Annotated in this window: 16 protein-coding genes and 3 tRNA genes; 14 read left to right on the top strand and 5 right to left on the bottom strand. The window is 44.9% G+C overall.

The window, feature by feature from the left end; all coding sequences use genetic code 11:
• Window positions 1-44: 44 nt before the first annotated feature.
• On the bottom strand, window positions 45-2,984 hold the full coding sequence (locus TM_RS08075) for a clostripain-related cysteine peptidase (protein WP_004082025.1): 2,940 nt from the start codon (window positions 2,982-2,984) through the stop codon (window positions 45-47).
• Between the two features lie 252 nt (window positions 2,985-3,236).
• Here TM_RS08075 and TM_RS08080 point away from each other — a divergent pair.
• From TM_RS08080 to TM_RS08110, 7 genes are all read left to right on the top strand, one after another.
• Window positions 3,237-3,312, top strand: a tRNA-Ala gene (locus TM_RS08080).
• A 6-nt stretch (window positions 3,313-3,318) separates the two neighbouring features.
• Window positions 3,319-3,393 (top strand) — tRNA-Arg (locus tag TM_RS08085).
• Between the two features lie 21 nt (window positions 3,394-3,414).
• Window positions 3,415-3,490 (top strand) — tRNA-Lys (locus TM_RS08090).
• A gap of 227 nt (window positions 3,491-3,717) precedes the next feature.
• Window positions 3,718-4,152, top strand: a complete 435-nt coding sequence (gene infC, locus TM_RS08095; protein ID WP_004082027.1) for a translation initiation factor IF-3 — start codon at window positions 3,718-3,720, stop codon at window positions 4,150-4,152.
• Window positions 4,153-4,166: 14 nt separating this feature from the next.
• On the top strand, window positions 4,167-4,364 hold the full coding sequence (gene rpmI / locus TM_RS08100) for a 50S ribosomal protein L35 (protein WP_004082029.1): 198 nt from the start codon (window positions 4,167-4,169) through the stop codon (window positions 4,362-4,364).
• Between the two features lie 13 nt (window positions 4,365-4,377).
• Window positions 4,378-4,734, top strand: a complete 357-nt coding sequence (gene rplT / locus TM_RS08105; protein ID WP_004082031.1) for a 50S ribosomal protein L20 — start codon at window positions 4,378-4,380, stop codon at window positions 4,732-4,734.
• A 10-nt stretch (window positions 4,735-4,744) separates the two neighbouring features.
• Complete coding sequence (locus TM_RS08110; protein ID WP_004082033.1) at window positions 4,745-5,488, top strand: Mrp/NBP35 family ATP-binding protein; 744 nt, start codon at window positions 4,745-4,747, stop codon at window positions 5,486-5,488.
• On the opposite strand, the gene TM_RS08115 is transcribed toward TM_RS08110, so the two are convergent.
• Genes TM_RS08115 through TM_RS08125 form a run of 3 tightly spaced genes read right to left on the bottom strand, consistent with a single transcriptional unit; the run spans window position 5,454 to window position 10,821 of the window.
• The gene (locus tag TM_RS08115; protein WP_004082035.1) at window positions 5,454-9,065 is read right to left on the bottom strand and encodes a diguanylate cyclase; all 3,612 of its coding nucleotides are present in this window, start codon (window positions 9,063-9,065) and stop codon (window positions 5,454-5,456) included. The genes TM_RS08110 and TM_RS08115 overlap by 35 nt on opposite strands.
• Entirely contained in the window at window positions 9,022-10,023 is a 1,002-nt protein-coding gene (locus TM_RS08120) for a DHH family phosphoesterase (RefSeq protein ID WP_004082036.1), read from the bottom strand. Before TM_RS08120 ends, TM_RS08115 begins: the two co-directional genes overlap by 44 nt.
• Entirely contained in the window at window positions 10,024-10,821 is a 798-nt protein-coding gene (locus TM_RS08125) for a purine nucleoside phosphorylase I, inosine and guanosine-specific (RefSeq protein ID WP_004082038.1), read from the bottom strand.
• Window positions 10,822-10,870: 49 nt separating this feature from the next.
• Here TM_RS08125 and TM_RS08130 point away from each other — a divergent pair, with 49 nt between their 5' ends.
• Genes TM_RS08130 through TM_RS08160 form a run of 7 tightly spaced genes read left to right on the top strand, consistent with a single transcriptional unit; the run spans window position 10,871 to window position 17,118 of the window.
• The gene (locus TM_RS08130) at window positions 10,871-11,935 is read left to right on the top strand and encodes a lysine racemase (protein WP_004082040.1); all 1,065 of its coding nucleotides are present in this window, start codon (window positions 10,871-10,873) and stop codon (window positions 11,933-11,935) included.
• 32 nt (window positions 11,936-11,967) lie between these two features.
• A complete protein-coding gene (locus TM_RS08135; RefSeq protein ID WP_004082042.1) occupies window positions 11,968-12,537 on the top strand; it encodes an RNA polymerase sigma factor in 570 nt (189 codons plus the stop codon).
• Window positions 12,518-12,880, top strand: a complete 363-nt coding sequence (locus TM_RS08140; RefSeq protein ID WP_010865369.1) for a hypothetical protein — start codon at window positions 12,518-12,520, stop codon at window positions 12,878-12,880. Before TM_RS08135 ends, TM_RS08140 begins: the two co-directional genes overlap by 20 nt.
• Window positions 12,870-13,652 carry a hypothetical protein gene (locus TM_RS08145; RefSeq protein ID WP_004082047.1) on the top strand — a complete coding sequence of 261 codons (783 nt, stop codon included), beginning with the start codon at window positions 12,870-12,872 and terminating at the stop codon, window positions 13,650-13,652. Before TM_RS08140 ends, TM_RS08145 begins: the two co-directional genes overlap by 11 nt.
• The gene (locus TM_RS08150; protein WP_004082048.1) at window positions 13,649-15,304 is read left to right on the top strand and encodes a radical SAM protein; all 1,656 of its coding nucleotides are present in this window, start codon (window positions 13,649-13,651) and stop codon (window positions 15,302-15,304) included. Before TM_RS08145 ends, TM_RS08150 begins: the two co-directional genes overlap by 4 nt.
• 14 nt (window positions 15,305-15,318) lie before the next feature.
• Window positions 15,319-15,846: a transcription repressor NadR gene (locus TM_RS08155; RefSeq protein WP_004082049.1), complete on the top strand. Its 528-nt coding sequence runs from the start codon at window positions 15,319-15,321 to the stop codon at window positions 15,844-15,846.
• A 3-nt stretch (window positions 15,847-15,849) separates the two neighbouring features.
• Window positions 15,850-17,118 (top strand): MFS transporter, encoded by a 1,269-nt coding sequence (locus TM_RS08160; protein WP_004082050.1) that lies wholly within the window; start codon window positions 15,850-15,852, stop codon window positions 17,116-17,118.
• On the opposite strand, the gene pyrH is transcribed toward TM_RS08160, so the two are convergent.
• Window positions 17,115-17,810: a UMP kinase gene (gene pyrH / locus TM_RS08165; protein WP_004082051.1), complete on the bottom strand. Its 696-nt coding sequence runs from the start codon at window positions 17,808-17,810 to the stop codon at window positions 17,115-17,117. The genes TM_RS08160 and pyrH overlap by 4 nt on opposite strands.
• Window positions 17,811-17,828: the final 18 nt, after the last annotated feature.

Consider the following 17,828-nt stretch of genomic DNA (forward strand, 5'->3'; position numbering starts at 1 on the left):
AAAGGCCGGGCTTTTTGTATTATTCTGGATTTAGATTTTGTTCACTATTCTGGAAGATCTCGTAGCAACCTTCTGAGTGATAGGAAAGGAGATTTCAATTCCTTTTTCTTTAGAGAATTGCCTAAGAAAGCAGTTGCCCCTGATTTGTAGGACAAAACGTCACCTGTCTGATGCCAAGATTCAAGGAAATTGGACCACAGGAGTTCCTGGGAGAAAAGAAGAGAATTGTAGTCGCTTCCCCAATAAATTAGGGAATCTGGATCGTCTGGCATGAATATACTTACAGGATTTTCTATTGAGGTACCTGATTTTTCGGCATATTCGTAAATAACCAGCTGTTCGAGGGATTGTGATACTTCATTAGCATAGGTTTGAACATCAGAGTTGTTTATGTCTTGCATAGAAATCGCACAATTGTTGAGATCCACAAGCAGATTGTAGTCGGGATAGTACTGCATCAAACTTGGATAGAAACTGTTTATTGTGATTCTTAGAGAATCATCCATGATGGAAACGAGCCTGCTCGCTAAGCTGTTCAAAGAATCGGTTACACCAGTGACTTGATTGGCGTCGTAAACTGCTAGACTCAGACCATAATTCTCCCAAAATGTCTCATCATAGAAATTTCTGTAGGCATCAACTATCTTCATTCCAACATCGAGAGCATCGTCAGAAGAAGTTATGTTCGCCAGGAAGCTGTAATCCCACCCGTCGCCAGGTTCTGTGAAACTGGAGGCAACAATGTAGTCAACCAAACCTCTCAATTCGTAGAGAACTTCTATGGATCCCATTAGACACGCGTCCATTCCCAGGATATCGATGCGCGGAAGTCCGTAGCTGTTGTATTCTTCCAAAGCTTGGCGGAGTTCTGGGGTGGTGATGTGATTACCTGAAGTCTCATCGAAGCATATGGCTCTTGGTGAATACCTGGCTTTTGCGTCGTAAAGCCATGCGTTTCCATGATCCCAGAGAATAATGGCGCGGTGTGAAGCTTCCAAATTGCTTGCATATTCCATATAATTGATCAATTCTGATATATTTCCAGAATCGATTTCAGCATCTGCCGGTCCCCCTTCCCATTCTCCTTCTTCGTTTAGAACGTATATCCAATCACTATGGAAGAAACCATCGAAAATTACCACAACAGAAACGTTTTCATTTGAATTCAACATTTCACTCAAATCGTTCAAGGCAAATGATTCCAGATTGTTGTCAGCACACATCCAGACGAGGAAGAACCAGTTTAAACCCTGAAACGTTACATCGAATTGAGTTTCAATTGAAGGATTTCCAACAAGACGAGCTTTGAATGTCACAGTACCGCTTTGAACCGGCCAAATCCTTATCTTTGCAATTCCATTGCTATCCGTGGTGAAGGAGTTCTCTTCTGTGATAGCGTCAGAAAGTGGATACCAGTTTCCATCAGATTCTTGGTATAATAACTGGACGTTCACCCCAGGAATGGGTACACCCGATTCATCAACCACCTGAACGTCTATGTAACCGATTCTCCCGACCACGTGAGTCTCATTATCTGCGATTATCTGTGCTGAAGTTGTTGAAATTTGTTCTTCAGGTTGTATAATGATGTAATCCACCCAGGCTGTGTCGTATCCTTCGGAAACGCTGGAATCTTTCTTGTACGCGAATCTTATCGTGTGCTCCCCGGGTGGGAGAAGGTACGCCAGCGGTGTCCAGTCCACCTCTCCAGAAAGTTCGTCCCAGAGCACGTTGTCAACATAGAACCTGAAATAGTCGAAATCTTCCTCACTGCTCACTTTCACCCAGAAGGATAGGATAACTGGTACATTGTAGTTCACTGTGAACTCCACCCAGCTTTTTTCGTAGTTGTCTATGTCACCGAACTGAAGAGAATGGTTTCCTTCATAGAAAACGGAATCCTGAACAAACGGTAAGGCATCTCCTCCCAGGATCCAATCAACTGGAATTCCATATTCAAAGTCTACGATGTAAGCAGGGCCAACGTAAGTTATGCCGCTTTCCATACCGTTTGCTACAGCGTTTACACCGACCATCGCTATCTCTTCATCACCTTGCACAAGGGGAATGGAAAAGAATTTTTCTGTTGTCTCACCTACATATCTCCAGAAATTTTCAGAAACGTACTTTTTATGCACCATGAACACCGCATTCTCTATATTGTAATCCCAGCTGAGGACTATTTCCTCGTTTTCCAAACTCGCTGTCAGATTGCTCACAGGTGGTAGGTATGGAAGCGATGCTGTTATCGTTATTTGGGGATTTGTTAAAACAAGATCATCCCCTACACTAAAATTTATCTCACTCATCCTTGCGGGATAAATTGTGACGTCGAACTCTTCTTGTAGGTTTGTCACAGTATTATCGTTAATGTTGGTTAAAGTAGCTGAATAAACGATGTGCCATACTCCCGGTTCGAGATCAGAGATTGTATAAGTATCCTCTGTTGAATTTACAGTGTGATCAAGGTTCAACTCAGAATTATTTGCGGAATGCACCATTTGGATCTCAGAACTTTCTATTATGTAAGGAGCATCAGGATTCAAGCTCATGTTGAGACTAAATTGACCGGAAAGGAACTCGAGAGCTATAAAAACATCATTTGCTCCATCTCTAAGATTCACCTGAGAGGAACCTTCCATTATTTTTGTTTCTTTATCATAGAGTTCTGAATTGTCCGTATAAGCTTCTACCTCTATCGTATGCACACCGGGATAGGTTTGAACTGTTATAGAAATTTCTGAGGAGGTGAATTCCCCTGAATAAATCACCGTTCCTGAACTGTTCAGGACTCTCACTTGGAATTTGCTTATGGGAAGTTCATCTTGGAAGGCTTTTGTAAAAGGAAAGTTCAATGTAAGATGAATCTCCGCTGTTATCTTTTCGGAGGATGGTACCAAAGAAGGCTGCGCACATCCTGATAGAATGACTAATACCATGAAAGCTGCTAAAATGGAAACGAAAAAAGACTTTCTCAACCTCATGGTTTATACCCCCAAAAAAGAGTTTGTTACTTTATTATATGAGAACAACTTCAACAAAGTCAAGAAACAGAAGTTTCGTAGTTCAAAGTTTTGGAAAATGAAGGCGTGTTGATCTAAGAAAGAAAAATCCGAAAAAATAAAAAGTCCTTCTGGGGATTGACCATATTTCGTACTCATGCTATAATCTTCTTCGGCGTGTCTGAACTGGTCTTTTCAAAGGAAAGGGATTGTGATATAATATAAAGACGAGGTGGGGCCGTAGCTCAGCTGGGAGAGCGCTACCATGGCACGGTAGAGGTCGTGGGTTCAAGTCCCATCGGCTCCACCAGCGGGGGCCCCCGTAGTTCAACGGATAGAACGGCGGATTCCTAATCCGCAGATGGAGGTTCGATTCCTCCCGGGGGCACCACTCCCGGAAGGAATATGAGGTGGGCCGTTAGCTCAACAGGTAGAGCACCTGATTCTTAATCAGGGGGTTGCAGGTTCGAGTCCTGCACGGCCCACCAGATTTTTTTAGGAAAAAGCAAGTGGAGGCCAGCCCGGCTTCCCACCCTGGGGCAAGAGGCTACCAGGGTAAATATCCCTGAAAGATTCAGCTTCAAGGGGAAGCGGGCTTTTTGCCCGCTATTTTTTATGACTGAAGGAGGCGATAGGTATCGGTGTAAACACGGATCTTCCGAGAAACGAGCAGATAAAGGCTCCAAAAGTCAGAGTAGTAGACGAAAATGGAAAGATGATAGGTGTCATGCCAACCAGAAAAGCTCTGGAACTTGCGAGGGAGAAGGGACTCGATCTTGTTCTCGTTGCTCCCAACGAGAATCCGCCTGTTGCCAGAATTATGGACTACGGAAAGTACAAGTACCAGCTCACAAAGAAACAGAAAGAAAACAAGAAGAAGCCTGTTCAGATGAAACAGATGAAGTTTCGCTTGAAGATTGACGAGCACGACTATCAAACCAAGGTGAAACATATAAGGAGATTCCTGGAAGATGGTCATAAAGTCAGGGTAGTTGTAATGTTCATAGGAAGAGAGATGATGTTCGCTGAAAAGGGCAAAGAGATCCTGGAAAGGGTTATCAAAGACACGGAAGATCTGGCTACGGTGGAAAGTCCTCCCAAGATGGAAGGAAGAGACATGTGGATGGTGCTGAAACCCAAAAATTCGTGAAGGAGGTCCTGGATATGCCGAAGGTGAAGACAAACAGAAGTGCCGCGAAAAGATTCAGGATAACAAAGAACGGTAAGATAATGAGAAATCACGCTTACAGAAGTCATAAAACGGGAAAGAAAAGAAGAAATGCCCTCAGAGCGCTCAGAAAGAAAGACGTGGTTTCCAGTGCAGATAAAAACAGAGTTCTCAGACTTCTTGGAAAAAAGTGAGGAGGGATAAGTCATGCGCGTAAAAAGAGCTGTGCACGCGAAAAAGAAGAGAAAGAAATATTTGAAAGCCGCTAAGGGATACAGAGGTGCTCTCAGCAGAAGGTACAAACTCGCCAAGCAGATGTACGTAAGGTCGAAATGGTACTCCTATGTTGGAAGAAAGCAGAAGAAGAGAGATATGAGAAAGCTCTGGATCACAAGAATCAACATCGCTGCAAGGAACGAAGGACTCAAATACAGCGAGCTCATTCACGGTTTGAAACTTGCCGGCGTTTCCATAAACAGAAAGATGCTCTCTGAACTCGCGGTGAACGATCCTGAAGCTTTCAAAGAATACGTGAAGATAGCGAAAGAAGCTCTTGCGTCTTGAGGTGTTGAGAATGGAAAAAACGAAGAAGATAGCTGTGATGAGTGGTAAAGGTGGCGTTGGAAAAACTACTGTAGCGGTGAACCTCGCTGTTGCACTGGCGGCTGAGGGTTACCAGGTTGGTCTTCTCGATCTCGACCTCCACGGACCAAACGTTCAAAGGATGCTCGGTGTTTCTCTGCCACCTTCCGAAGGTGAAAAGATCGTTCCAGCAAAGTATGGAGATTCTTTGAAAGTGTTTTCACTAGCAATGATTCTCCAGGAAGGTGCTCCCGTCATATGGAGAGGTCCTCTCAAACACAAGGCGATTGAACAGCTCACAAGAGATGTAGAATGGGGTGACCTCGACTACCTGATCTGTGACCTTCCACCGGGAACAGGGGACGAAGCGCTTTCCACCTTTCAAATAATAAAACCTGACGCTGTGATAGTCGTTTCCACTCCTCAAAAAGTGGCTGGAGACGATGTGAGAAGAGCGATAAACTTTGTCAAAAGATTGAGTGGAAAGATACTCGGACTGGTGGAAAACATGTCCTATCTGGTCTGCCCAAACTGTGGTGAGAAGATATACGTTTTTGGAAAGGGAGAGACAGAAAAACTGGCAGAAGAATTTGGTATCCCTCTCATTGCCAGGATACCCATGGATCCAGAGGTGGTTTCCCTCTCAGACGAAGGAAGGCCTGCGGTGGTTTATAAGAGAGGAACCGTAATAGAAGAAGAATTCAAGAAGATCGTCGAGAAAGTACTTTCTCTGTGACCACAGAGTTCTTTCCAAGAATTTTTGCCAGGTAGAGGGCCTCATCGGCCCTTTTTATTGTTTCAAAGGGGTCCTCGCCGTTTTTGTATTCTGCCACTCCAAAACTCAGAGTGATGTGATAGGTGTTCTCTGGATCTTCCATAACGGCCTTTCTCAGCTTCTCTGCTACAATCTTTGCCTCTTCCAGGGAAGTTCCCGGGAGAGCTATAATGAACTCTTCCCCTCCGTATCTTCCCACAAGATCGCTCTTTCTCAAAACGGACTTCATCTTTCTTCCCAGCCAGCCGAGAGTTTTGTCACCCGCAACGTGTCCAAATTGATCGTTTATCTTTTTGAAGTCATCGGCATCGCACATAATGATGGAAAGGGGAGATTTATACCTCGAAGATTTGTACGCCTCTTCCTCAAGACGTTCCATGAAGTACCACCTGGACAGAACTCCCGTGAGAGGATCCTTCATACTTCTGTCTCTGTAGAGACGTTCTCTGAGAATGGTGGTGAGAATGTTTCCAAATTGTTCGAGCGTTTCCACCAGCTCCCAGGCTGTCTTTTCGTCACATTCAAGGTTGGTCTCGACACCAACGATCATGTCGTGCTTCATATCGAGATGGAAGGACATGACCGTTCTGAAGGGTGAAATTTCGAGGAAGTCCTTCTCCATAGGTGGAGTGATTGGAGATGTTGAATATTCTTCCATCACCTTTTTCGTTGTTCTCTCAATTATTCGAATTGAAAAAACTTCGTATGGAATTACTTCTGAAAGCCTTGCCGAAGCAAACTCCATCATATCAGAAAATTCCTTTTCTGTTTCTATGAAACCCAGCAATAGATAAAACGGTGCTTTTTTCTCTTCAATTTGAGTTTTTTCTTCCACTTCCGGCTTGACCGAAACTTCTCTCAAGCCTATCAGGTTGTAAACAAAAATCGCCCTTCTGAGATAACGCTTGGCTTTGAAGTTTTCTCCAAGGGCACTGTAGAATTTGTAAAAGGTTTCATAAACCAGAGCGAGTGTGAGATTTGAAGAATTTTCGACATTTTCCCTTTCAAGTTCGAGGAGGAATTCTTCAAAGCCTTCTGGATCCAGTTTTGCTAACCTTTCTGTAAAAACATAAGCGATTTCTTCGTTGAAGAATTTCTGAGGAGTTTCAAGCCTTTCTTTCCAGATTTTCAAGAGCTCTGAATCGTCTTTTGCAAGGACCAGCCTCTTGAGAAAATTGAATCCGAATCTATCGAACTCGGGTTCATCCTTTTCCAGAAGACTTTTAGCGGATTCAACGTCTCCAGAAAACAGGTAGTTCATGACCAGTCCTCTGAGTGCTCTTCTTTCTATTCCGTGTTTTTCTTCCAGTTCGAGTTCTGTTCTGAAAACTTCTTCTGCTTTTTGGAAATCTTTCTTGTGGATGTAGTAGAGCCCTTCGAGAAAGTAGGTGTAAGAAAGGATGGGCATGTCTTCAAAGAGCCTTGCCTGTTTTCTCAGTCTTTCAAGCTGGACGAGGAAGTTCGTTATTTTTCCCTCGTAGAGCAAGCTCCATGTCAAATTGCTTTCGTCCACGATGGAAAGTGATGGGTCTATTTTTCTTGAAAGCTCTAAAGAGTGATGGAAGTAGTAGTTGCTCATCGCTCTCGTTCTTGAAAGAACTCCCAAAGCTCTGTAACCCATCACTTGAAGGTCGAGGAAACCTTCCGAGGTGGCAATGTTCATCATCTCTTTCAGTGCTTCCCGATCTTCAGTTGAAGAAAAGAGATCGTAGAGAAGATGAGCCTTCAGATAAAGCCTTTCTCTTGTGGAGAAGTTTTTCTCTTTGAGCTCTCTTTTGATGGTGTTGAGAATTTCCTGAGGGGCTTTCTTTCCCGCTCTTATGTGAAAACGGGAAAGAACGACGAGATTGTAGAGATCATAATAAGACAGTGAGTCTTTTTGCAAGATCGATTCGACATCTGGATTTCTGAGAGTTTTGAATCTGCGAAAATGAAAATTCTCCTTTTCTACACCCAGAGGATCTATTCTGAAAATAAGCTTCATCTTCAAGCTTTCTATGGAATAATAGGGCTTTTCGAAAAACTCTTCCAGTCTTCTCAGGTATTCAATGAGCGATCTGGTCTTTTCATAATCCCAGAAGTGCTTTCTCACGTATCTCAGCACGTAGAAAAACTTTAATCTTGGGTCCTCCAGAGACAGGGCGTGTTTTATTGCGAGGTCGTCCGGGAGATTTTCGAACAGTTTTTCGTGGAGATTTTTCTTTTTGTTCTCTGAAAGCTTGTTGTAGTAGTATTTCCAGAATTCTCTAAGTGCGAATCTGTAGAGTCCTTCTTCTGTCGTTATCACACCAGAATCATATGCGGACATCAAAGTGTCATGGTAGTCTTTTCCGGTTATCTTTTCAAGCACCTTCAGTTCAGTTCCAGTGAACTTCTGCCCCAGAACGCTCAGTTCTCTGATTTCTGGGGAATCCAGCTCTCGAAGAAGAGGTTTGAAGATTCCAACGATGTTTTCTCTGAGATTGGACTTGTTGAAGAATTTCAACAATTCTACCATGTATCCCGGTAATCCCTTGCTGAGACTGTGAATCAACTTAACTTGATCCTCGCTGATTTTTCCAATCGCTCTCTCAAGAAAGATACGAGTTTCCTCAACTGTGAAAGGAGAGAGCCTGTACACCTTGTGGAAGAATTGAAAAGCCTTTGTAGAAGTTGTTAGAACGATTATTTTGGTGATAGTGGAGAGTCCGGAAAACTCCTCGAGAAACGATAACAAGTCTGAACCTTCAAACAAGTCGTCGATCAAGATCACCTTTTTTTGACCGTCGTCGAGTTTGGTGAGAAGATCGAGTTCGTCTGAAGCATCATACCACACGCGGAGATCTTCGAGAGAGGTGATTTGATGAACCATGTATCCTTGTTCTCTCAAACCATCGACGAGAACAGACGCGAGTTTTGTCTTCCCCACTCTCTGTTCACCTGTAATAAGAATGAAGAAAGGAAATTTTTGAGCAATTTCTATGTCTCTTTTTATCAGTTCTTCTTCTTTCCTGTGAATGTAGGGAATTCTGATCTCTCTGGAGTCGAACGAGGGCTCTCTGGTCTCCAGATGAGGTTCTATTCCGTGGATTTTCAAAAAACGCCTGCACACTTCTTCGGTTGCCCGGGAAGATCTCTCTGGAGAAAAAACAACGCCCTTCACATCGTCCGGAATGTTCGAGATGAGTGCAGGGATCAAAAAAACTCCGTCGTTCACCAGTATGTCGTCCATCCCGAGCGCGGGAATAGTGACGCCCACTTTCGAGAGAAAGAGAAACAGCTTGAGAAGCTGCTTTGCGACCTGATCGCTCAGATTTTCGAGAGGTGCGAGGTTGTGGTAGTAGGGATAGAACAGCAGGAACTTCCCATCAGAGATTTTCAACTTTTCAGGCAGAAGAACGTTTGGCAGATTGAGACGTTTCAATTTCGCGTATTCGTTGAAGAAGAAAGATCTATCCACGGGAGCTCTTACGATTTTCAAAACTTGATCTTCACCGTCATCTTCTATGAGAAATTCATCCCCCCAGTACGTCTCCCTCAGGAATTTTTTCACTCTCACTTTCCACACCTTCTTTGAACTTCTTCAAGAGATGATTTATAACCCTGGGAATCACTTCTTCTATTTTCTTCCCCTCGAAAGTCACACCCGCTGCTCGAGGGTGCCCCCCTCCTCCAAGCTCAAAGGCAACCTCGTTGACGTTGAACCAGTCTTTTGATCTCATGCTGACATGTATTTTACCACGTGGAAACTCCATGAAGAGCACAGCCACTTCCACGCCTCTTATGGAACGAAGCTCACCGACAAATCCCGCGCTGTCCTCATCGGTGCAGTTGTGTCTGAGATAGGTGTCGTAATCGATGTAGGAGTAAGCGATCTTTCCATTTTCAAGCAGCTGGAGTCTTTCGAGGACTTCAGCGAACAGTTTGAACTGTTCGAATCTCTTGTTCTCCAGGATCTCTTTGGCAACGAAATGTGCATCTGCTCCCATCTTCACCAGTTTGTAAGCGTCTTCGAACACTCTGACATCTGCGTTGGAGTGCCTGAAAAACCCTGTGTCGGTTGCGATCCCAAGGTAGTTCAAAGTGGCAAGGTTCGAATCGTACTCTACACCAAGTGCCTTGTTGATTCTGAATATCATCTGAGCGGTGGCTGCAAAAGACGGATCCACCCAGTTCCAGTTTCCGAAATTCGTGTTCGTTGAGTGGTGATCGATCACAACAGAAGGAACCTTATCCAGGAGATCCTGAAACTTTCCGATTCTGTCGGGAGAGGAGGCATCGACCACCACAAGAAGCTCCGGATCAAAATTCGGATTCTCTTCTATTTTATCTATGTAAGGGAATTTCTCGAATACGTAAGGAATTTTGTAATCTACAGCAGCCTTCACTTCTTTTCCTAATTTTTCCAGTCCGAGTGTGAGGCTCAGAACGGAACTCACACAATCACCATCTGGCATTATGTGACCTACGACGAGTATTCTATCGTGTTGAGAGAGCACTTTGACGATCTCGTCCACTTAGAACACCTCCACTGCAGTGGTGAGAGCTTTTTCTATTTTACCCTGTGCCATTTTCGTTGTTCTCACCACTTCTTCGTGTGACAGTCTTCCGTGGGTGATACCGGCTGCCATGTTCGTCACACAGGAGAATACAACCACTTTGAGTCCACAATGTTTTGCAGCGATCACTTCTGGAACGGTTGACATCCCAACAAGATCAGCTCCGAGCTTTTCAAAGACGCGTATCTCAGCTGGCGTCTCGTAACTTGGTCCAAGGACACCGATGTAAACCCCTTCCTTCAGGCTGAGTCTTTCCTGGATTTTCCTCGCCCATTCAGGATCAACAACCGAGGACATATCGGGAAACCTCGGACCTATCTTTTCGTCGTTTGGACCTCTGAGAGGATTTCTGAACATGAAGTTTATTATGTCTCTCACCAGAATGATTTCTCCAGGTTTGAACTCCGGGTTTATCGCACCGGCGGCGTTGGTTACAACGACACCTTTCACTCCCACGTATTTTGCCAGATACACGGGAAAAGCCACCGTTGCTGGATCGTGACCCTCATAAAGGTGAAACCTTCCTGCCATGATCATAACTGGCTTATCGCTTATTCTTCCAAAAACGAGTTTCCCGCTGTGACCTTCCACGGTAGGTTGTGGGAAGTGAGGAATATCTTTATAATCTATAATAACAGGGTCTTCCACTTTTTCTATGAAAGGCCCAAAACCGGATCCCAGGATGATCAAAATGTCCGGTGAAAGGTTCGTTCTTTCACTTATAAACGTCCTTGCTTCTTCGATCTTTTTCATCATAACTTGTGATCACCTCCACGTAACTATTCTACTATAAAGTGAGGTGTTGATGGTGTATCCCAGGCTTCTGATAAATCTAAAAGAGATAGAAGAAAACGCAAGAAAAGTGGTCGAAATGGCTTCCAGAAGAGGTATAGAAATAGTTGGTGTTACCAAGGTGACTCTTGGTGATCCCCGTTTTGCGGAAACGCTCAGAAAAGCGGGTATCGGGATACTGGGTGAGTCCAGGATAAGGAACGTTCTCAGAATGAAAAAAGCGGGAATCGAAGGACCGTTCATGCTCCTGAGACTTCCCATGATGAGTGAACTTGTTGAAGATGTGAAGCACTTCGATTACATAATGGTCTCCGATCCTGATGTAGCAAAGAAAGTGGATGAGCTCTCCAGAGAGATGAAGAGAAACGTGAAGATCATATACATGATAGACGTGGGAGATCTCAGAGAAGGTGTTTGGTTTGAGAAGGCCGTTGAAGAAATAGCTCAATGCAGGGGAGCCAACATCGTGGGAATAGGCACCAATTTTGGATGCTACGGTGGTATCATACCAACGAGAGAAAAGTTCGAAATCCTGCTCGATATAAAGGAAAAGCTGGAAAAAAATCACGGATTCAACATAGAGATAGTCTCCGGTGGAAACACTCCGGCGCTCTACGCACTGGAGAATGGAGAGATTCCTGAGGGAATAAACCAGCTCAGGATAGGAGAGGCCATTGTTCTGGGAAGGGACATAACGAACAATCGAGTCATAGACTGGCTTTCTCAGAACACCTTTCTGATCGAGGCTGAAGTGATAGAAGTGAAGGAGAAACCCTCCGTCCCCCTGGGAAAGAGAGGACTCGATGTCTTTGGAAGGAAGGTTGACTTCGTGGACAGGGGTATAAGGAAAAGAGCGATCTGCGCTCTTGGAGAGCAAGATATAGACAGCAGAGGGCTCATTCCCGTGGACAAAGGAGTTGAGGTACTGCACGCTTCGAGCGATCATATCGTCCTCGATGTTACGGATTTTGGAGATGTGAAAGTCGGTGACGTGTTCAGATTCAGAATGACTTACTCCTGTCTTTTGAAGGCTATGACTTCTCCATTCGTGGAGAAGGTGTATGAACCCTCAATCTGAGGGGAAAGTCTTAATACGAGGAGGAAACGGTTTTGAACGAAAAAAAACTCGTCGAAGCCCTCAAAAGGAAAGAAGACTGGGCATACGAGGTTCTATACAGAGAATTCGCTCCAAAAATAGGGAGTATAGCAAAGAGCTTTTTGAACACCGACGATGTGGATGATGTCGTTCAGGATGTGTTTTTGAGGATTTTCAAAGGGATAAAGAAATTCAGAGGTGATTCGAAGCTCTCTACGTGGATCTACAGGATAGCCGTGAATGTCTGTAAGGACTACCTTCAGAAGTACAAGAAGAGAAACGAGTTTTTGACAGATTTTCAGGAGAAAGACAACGAGGAAGAAATCTATATCCAGCCAGAAGCGAAAGAGAACGTACTCGATGAAGTGCTTCGCTCAATCACCGCTGAGAGGGTTCAAAAGGCTCTGGAAAAGCTCTCACCGGAGGACAGGCTGCTCATAAAACTGAGGGATATAGACGGGTTGAGCTATGAAGAAATAGCGTCCGTTTTGCAAAAACCTGTTGGAACTGTAAAAAGCCGTCTTCACTACGCAAGAAAGAGGCTGGGAAACTTGTTGAAAGAGGGTGAAACTGTTGAAAGATGACAGATTGAACAGGATTCTTGACGGTGAAGAGCCCATAGAGGGGCTTCCTGAGGAACTCCTCAGAGATTACCGAGTTTACAGGGAGGCTATCACTCTCTACAGAATACGATGCGAGTACGTTCCAAGTGAACGTCTGATGAGGAAGATCCTGAAAAAAAGGCGAAAGAAACTCGTCCTTTCAACAGTTTTCGCTGGGATCGCAGTTTCCCTGCTGCTTCTTTCTGTAGTCCTCGACATTTTCCCTGTCTCTCCGTCTCGAAAAGTTGTTCAAAAACAAAATCCTGTTGTTAAAGAGTTAATAGATTACATAAAAACAGTGGAAGTAGTGAGCGATGGATGGTGATAGTGTGAAAAAGTACGTTCTGGTAGTTTTGTTTTTCCTCGCAGCTACGATTTTTGCACTACCTGAAATCGTGGAAAAGTGGATGTACGCGAACTATTACGCGAAGAGGATAATGGTTGAAATTGGTTTGAAAAGCCGTTTCAGATACGAAGAGGTGTACAAGTGGGGAGCGGACAAGATGGTTCTGGTACACGAACCCGTCAGTGTGAACTGGGTGAGACTGGGTCAGAGCTGTTACATGGGATCCGGTACCACCTTGAAGAGATCTCCCATGCTCATTCTCGATCTTGAGGATCTTGCCTTCAAGGAGATTCTGCAGGGAAGAGATCTGAAAATTGAAGAAACAAACGAAGGGTACGAGATATACATTCATGACACGGGAGAATACCGCGTGCTTCTCTCATCCGATGGATTCCCAAAAGAGATCGAAAGAAACTACATGGACACGAAGAGCAAGCTGATCTACGAAGAAGTGAAACCGCTTTCTGCCGATAAGAATGAAATTTTGAAAGACTACACTCTTGTGGACTCTGGAGTGGAATTTCCAAAAGAACTGGTTGACATCCTGAGTAACTTTCGTTTCCTCATAATCAGAGAAGGAACATCGGGGCTCGAGATAGAAGGTATCTACAAAAACGGTCAGAAGGTAGAGATATTCATAGGAAACGACCTTCCAAAGGGTGGTTTACAAGTCAACATCAACGGACTCAAGATAGCCATCGTTGCCGATGAAAAAACTCTTGAGGAGATAAAGGTGATTCTTGGACAATGAGAGCGCTCATAGTGGACGGTTACATAGACGAGCCCGCCGCCTTTGGTGTCCCACCTTATGTGAGTCCGTACGTCAGGTACCTCGCAGGTGCACTTGTGGTTCATGATGTAGAAGTCGATTATGTCACCATAGACAAAATGAGAAAGGAATCACTCTGGGAAATTGCGAACGAATACGATTTTCTTTTTGTTTTTGGTGGAATCACCGTGCCAGGTCGATACAAGGGCGGAACACCTCTCACCCTTTCAGAGCTTCAGAGGATTCTCAGCATCGCAAGAAGACCCATAAAAATAGTGGGTGGTCCAATAGTTGGGGGATATTCACTCAGAGGGGGATCTGTGGCAAGACGATTTGACATACAGGCGGATTATCTGGTGAGTGGAGATATGGAGGCTTTTGTAGTCTCCTATTTTCAGGGTGTACCCGATCCAGAGGCAAAAAGCGATTATGAGCTGATCGATGCGGTGGCACCTTATGGGGCCGTTGTCCTTGAGAAACATCCGAACTTTCCGCATGTCATATGCGAAATAGAAGTCTCGAGAGGTTGTGAAAGAAGAACGTTCTGTTCTTTTTGCACAGAACCGCTTCTCCATGGAAGGTTGAAATCTCGAGATGTACAGGCCATACTGAAAGAGATAGAGTCCCTCTACAGAGCTGGATGCAGAGCATTTCGCTTCGGAAGGGCTGCAAATATCTTGGCGTTTGGATCTGACAGAAACGGAGGGAAGCCTTCCCCAGAGATCTTGGAAGAGCTGTACTCGGGTACCAGAGAAGTAGCTCCTCATCTGGAAGTTCTCCACACGGATAACGCCAACCCATCCTACCTTGTTACATACGAAAAGGAATGTAGAAAGATAGTTGAAACCATTGTCAGATACAACACACCAGGCGATGTGTTCTCCTTTGGAGTGGAGTCCTTCGACGAAAATGTCCTGAAGAAGAACAACGTTCAGGGTTCGCCGGAAGAGTTTTTGAAAGCCATCGCTGTTGTGAACGAGATAGGTGGAGTGCGGGTGGATGGAATACCAAAACTCCTTCCCGGTGTGAATCTGATCTTTGGTCTTCCGGGGGAAACGGAAGAAACCCTCAAAAAGAATTATTCATATCTGAAGCGCATTCTCGATGAAGGTTATCTTCTGAGAAGGATAAACATCAGAAAACTTCTCGCTTATCCGGGAACTCCGGTATACGAGTATTTAAAGAATAAAAAGCACAGAATCAAAAGTTATCTTCATGATCAGTGGAAAAGAAGGATAAGGGAAGAGATAGATCGTGAAATGCTGAAGAGAGTCTTCCCTGCCGGCACTGTTCTAAAAAAGGTGATAGTTGAGTACAGAGAAGGAAAAACCTCTTTTGGAAGACAGCTAGGGAGTTATCCGATACTCGTCGGCATTCCGGGAAATCACAGCGGTGTGCTGGACGTGGTTGTAGTTTCCCATGGCGAACGATCGGTGACTGCCCTGCCTTACCCTTCCTTCATAAACTCCATGTCACTGGAAGAACTCACAGCGATCCCAGGGATTGGAAGTGCCCTCGCCAGAAAGATCATTCTGAACCGTCCCTTCAGAAGCTGGGAAGATCTCAAGAAAGTAGTTCCCGCCGAGACAGCGAACTTTCTCAGAAATCTTGGCATTTCTTTACAGCAGGTGTAAAATATGCTCGGGTGATGCACATGAAAACCGTTAGACAGGAAAGATTGAAGTCCATCGTAAGGATTCTCGAGAGATCAAAAGAACCTGTCAGTGGAGCTCAGCTGGCAGAAGAACTCAGTGTGAGCAGGCAGGTGATCGTTCAGGATATCGCCTACTTGAGAAGTCTTGGTTACAACATCGTGGCCACGCCAAGGGGATACGTGCTTGCGGGTGGAAAGTCTGGAGTCTCGAGGCTTGTAGCTGTGAAGCACGCGCCAGAAGAGATAAAAGAAGAATTACTCTGTGTGGTGAGAAACGGTGGAAGAATAGTCGATGTGATTGTGGAACATCCGGTTTACGGTGAAATAAGAGGTATCATCGATGTTTCCTCCGAGGAAGAGGTCTTGAAATTTGTAAACTTGATGGAGATGGCAAAGACAGAACCTCTCTTAACTCTCTCTGGAGGAGTTCATCTTCACACCATAGAGGCACCGGATGAAGAAACAATGGAAAGAATCATGAGAGAGCTGAAGAAAAAAGGTTTCCTGATAGAGGAGGGATAAAAGATGAGAATAGACGAAATAGTTGAAAAATACGTGGACAGAAAAACTCAGAGAAGGTTTCTCATCCTCACTTCTATCGCCTGGATGTTCGATGCTGCCGGTGTTATGCTTCTTTCTTTTGTGCTTCCTTACGTGATAAAGGAATGGAATCTCACCTCTACTCAGGGAGCTACCATAGCAAGTGCTACCTTCCTTGGAATGCTTTTTGGAGCGCTTTCTGTGGGGTTCGTGGCTGACCTTCTTGGAAGGAAAGTTTCCAATCTGTTCTTTTTCATCGTAACGATCACCTTCACTTTTCTGTCCGGCTTTTCCTCATCGTTCGAAACTCTTTTAGTTCTGAGAGGCCTTTCGGGTTTTGGGTATGGAGGCTTGATGCCTTCGTTCAACGCGTATCTTGCAGAATTCACGAGTATCAGACTCAGGGGAAGGTATCTTGTGCTTCTGGAGTCGAGCTGGGCGGTTGGGAGTATACTGATAGGACTCTTCGCAGTGAATGTTCTCCCGAACTGGAGATGGGTCTTCTGGATCTTCTCCATCGGGTACCTTTTTGTTCCGGTGTTTCTTAGGATGCCCGAAACCCCAAAGTACGCGTTTTTGAAGGGTGGAAAAGAAGCGCTGGAGAGGTCTCTGGGTAAAAGAGTGGAGGAAGAGGTGGAGCTTCCAAAAAAAGAGAAAGTTCCCATCCTGGCTCTTTTGAAGAGGGAACATTTGAAAGACACAGTTGTGATCTGGATAGCGTGGTTCGTTGTGAGCTTCGTGTATTACGCTCTGTTCACCTGGGCTCCCAGGATCTTCTCCTCGCTGGGTGTGAGTGTTGTCAAATCTTCCTGGTTCACATTCTACATGATGGTGGCACAGCTTCCCGGGTACCTTTCGGCAGCCTACTTCATAGAAAAATGGGGAAGAAAGGCTTCTCTTGGTGTTTACTTCATAGGAACAGGACTTGCCGCTCTGCTGTGGGCCAACGTGAGAGGAGATGCTTCGCTTCTTGCAGCTGCTTTGGTCCTTTCTTTCTTCTGTCTTGGAGTGTGGGGACTGGTCTACGCTTACACACCGGAGCTGTATCCCACGTCGCTCAGGGGGACTGGAAACGGAGCAGCGGGAGTATGGGCAAGGATAGCGGGTATAATAGCTCCTTACTACACAGGCTTCATGATGGAGAAAGGAAAAAGCATCGCGGAAACCCTCGCATGGATCTCCGCGATGGCAATGTTTGCCGGTGTGATCGTTCTGATATTTGGAAGAGAAACAAAGGGGAAATACGTGGATTAATCTGGAACAACGGTGCTTCCCACGTCTTCTCCCTTCAGCGCTTTCAGAAGAGTTCCTGGTTCGAAGAAATTGATCACCTTCACTGTAATTCCAAGCTTCTTACACAGAGCGAAGGCTTCGGCATCCATGACCTTGAGCCCCATTTTCATCGCTTCTGAGAACGTGAGATGAGGGATCTTCTTCGCATCGGGAAATTTCTTTGGGTCTTTATCGTACACACCATCCACTTTTGTGGCTTTCACCACCAATTTTGCTCTCATTTCCTGGGCTCTCAGAACGGCTGCTGTGTCTGTAGTGAAAAATGGATTGCTCGTGCCTCCAGCGAAGATCAGAATGCTGTTTTCTCTTAGGGCAGATTCTATAGAATCGTAGTTCACCCTTTCCACATCCGGAAGATTCACTATCTGTGAATAAATTCGAGCTTTCAATCCGGATCTTTCGAAGATGTCTTTCAAATATACGGAATTCATCACGGTTCCGAGAAGACCGATCTGATCGGCCCTTGTCATGGTGAGATTCTTCAGCTCGACACCCCTGAAGAGATTCCCTGCTCCCACAACGATACCTATTTTGAAACCTTCTTCAATGGCGCTTTTAATCTCGTTGACTATGTAGTTCACTCTTTCTGGATCGAACCCTCTGCCTCCTTCTCCCGAGAGTGCTTCCCCACTCAGCTTCACCAGTACTCTCATGATCCATACCTCCAAAAA

It is taken from the genome of Thermotoga maritima MSB8 (assembly GCF_000008545.1).
Taxonomy (GTDB): domain Bacteria; phylum Thermotogota; class Thermotogae; order Thermotogales; family Thermotogaceae; genus Thermotoga; species Thermotoga maritima.

Coding starts and splice junctions, on each gene's coding strand:
- infC (WP_004082027.1), top strand. CDS start 3,718: ATGATAGGTGTCATGCCAACCAGAAAAGCTCTGGAACTTGCGAGGGAG.
- TM_RS08130 (WP_004082040.1), top strand. CDS start 10,871: ATGGTGTATCCCAGGCTTCTGATAAATCTAAAAGAGATAGAAGAAAAC.
- TM_RS08150 (WP_004082048.1), top strand. CDS start 13,649: ATGAGAGCGCTCATAGTGGACGGTTACATAGACGAGCCCGCCGCCTTT.
- rpmI (WP_004082029.1), top strand. CDS start 4,167: ATGCCGAAGGTGAAGACAAACAGAAGTGCCGCGAAAAGATTCAGGATA.
- TM_RS08075 (WP_004082025.1), bottom strand. CDS start 2,984: ATGAGGTTGAGAAAGTCTTTTTTCGTTTCCATTTTAGCAGCTTTCATG.
- TM_RS08145 (WP_004082047.1), top strand. CDS start 12,870: ATGGATGGTGATAGTGTGAAAAAGTACGTTCTGGTAGTTTTGTTTTTC.
- pyrH (WP_004082051.1), bottom strand. CDS start 17,810: ATGAGAGTACTGGTGAAGCTGAGTGGGGAAGCACTCTCGGGAGAAGGA.
- TM_RS08110 (WP_004082033.1), top strand. CDS start 4,745: ATGGAAAAAACGAAGAAGATAGCTGTGATGAGTGGTAAAGGTGGCGTT.
- TM_RS08160 (WP_004082050.1), top strand. CDS start 15,850: ATGAGAATAGACGAAATAGTTGAAAAATACGTGGACAGAAAAACTCAG.
- TM_RS08155 (WP_004082049.1), top strand. CDS start 15,319: ATGCACATGAAAACCGTTAGACAGGAAAGATTGAAGTCCATCGTAAGG.
- rplT (WP_004082031.1), top strand. CDS start 4,378: ATGCGCGTAAAAAGAGCTGTGCACGCGAAAAAGAAGAGAAAGAAATAT.
- TM_RS08125 (WP_004082038.1), bottom strand. CDS start 10,821: ATGATGAAAAAGATCGAAGAAGCAAGGACGTTTATAAGTGAAAGAACG.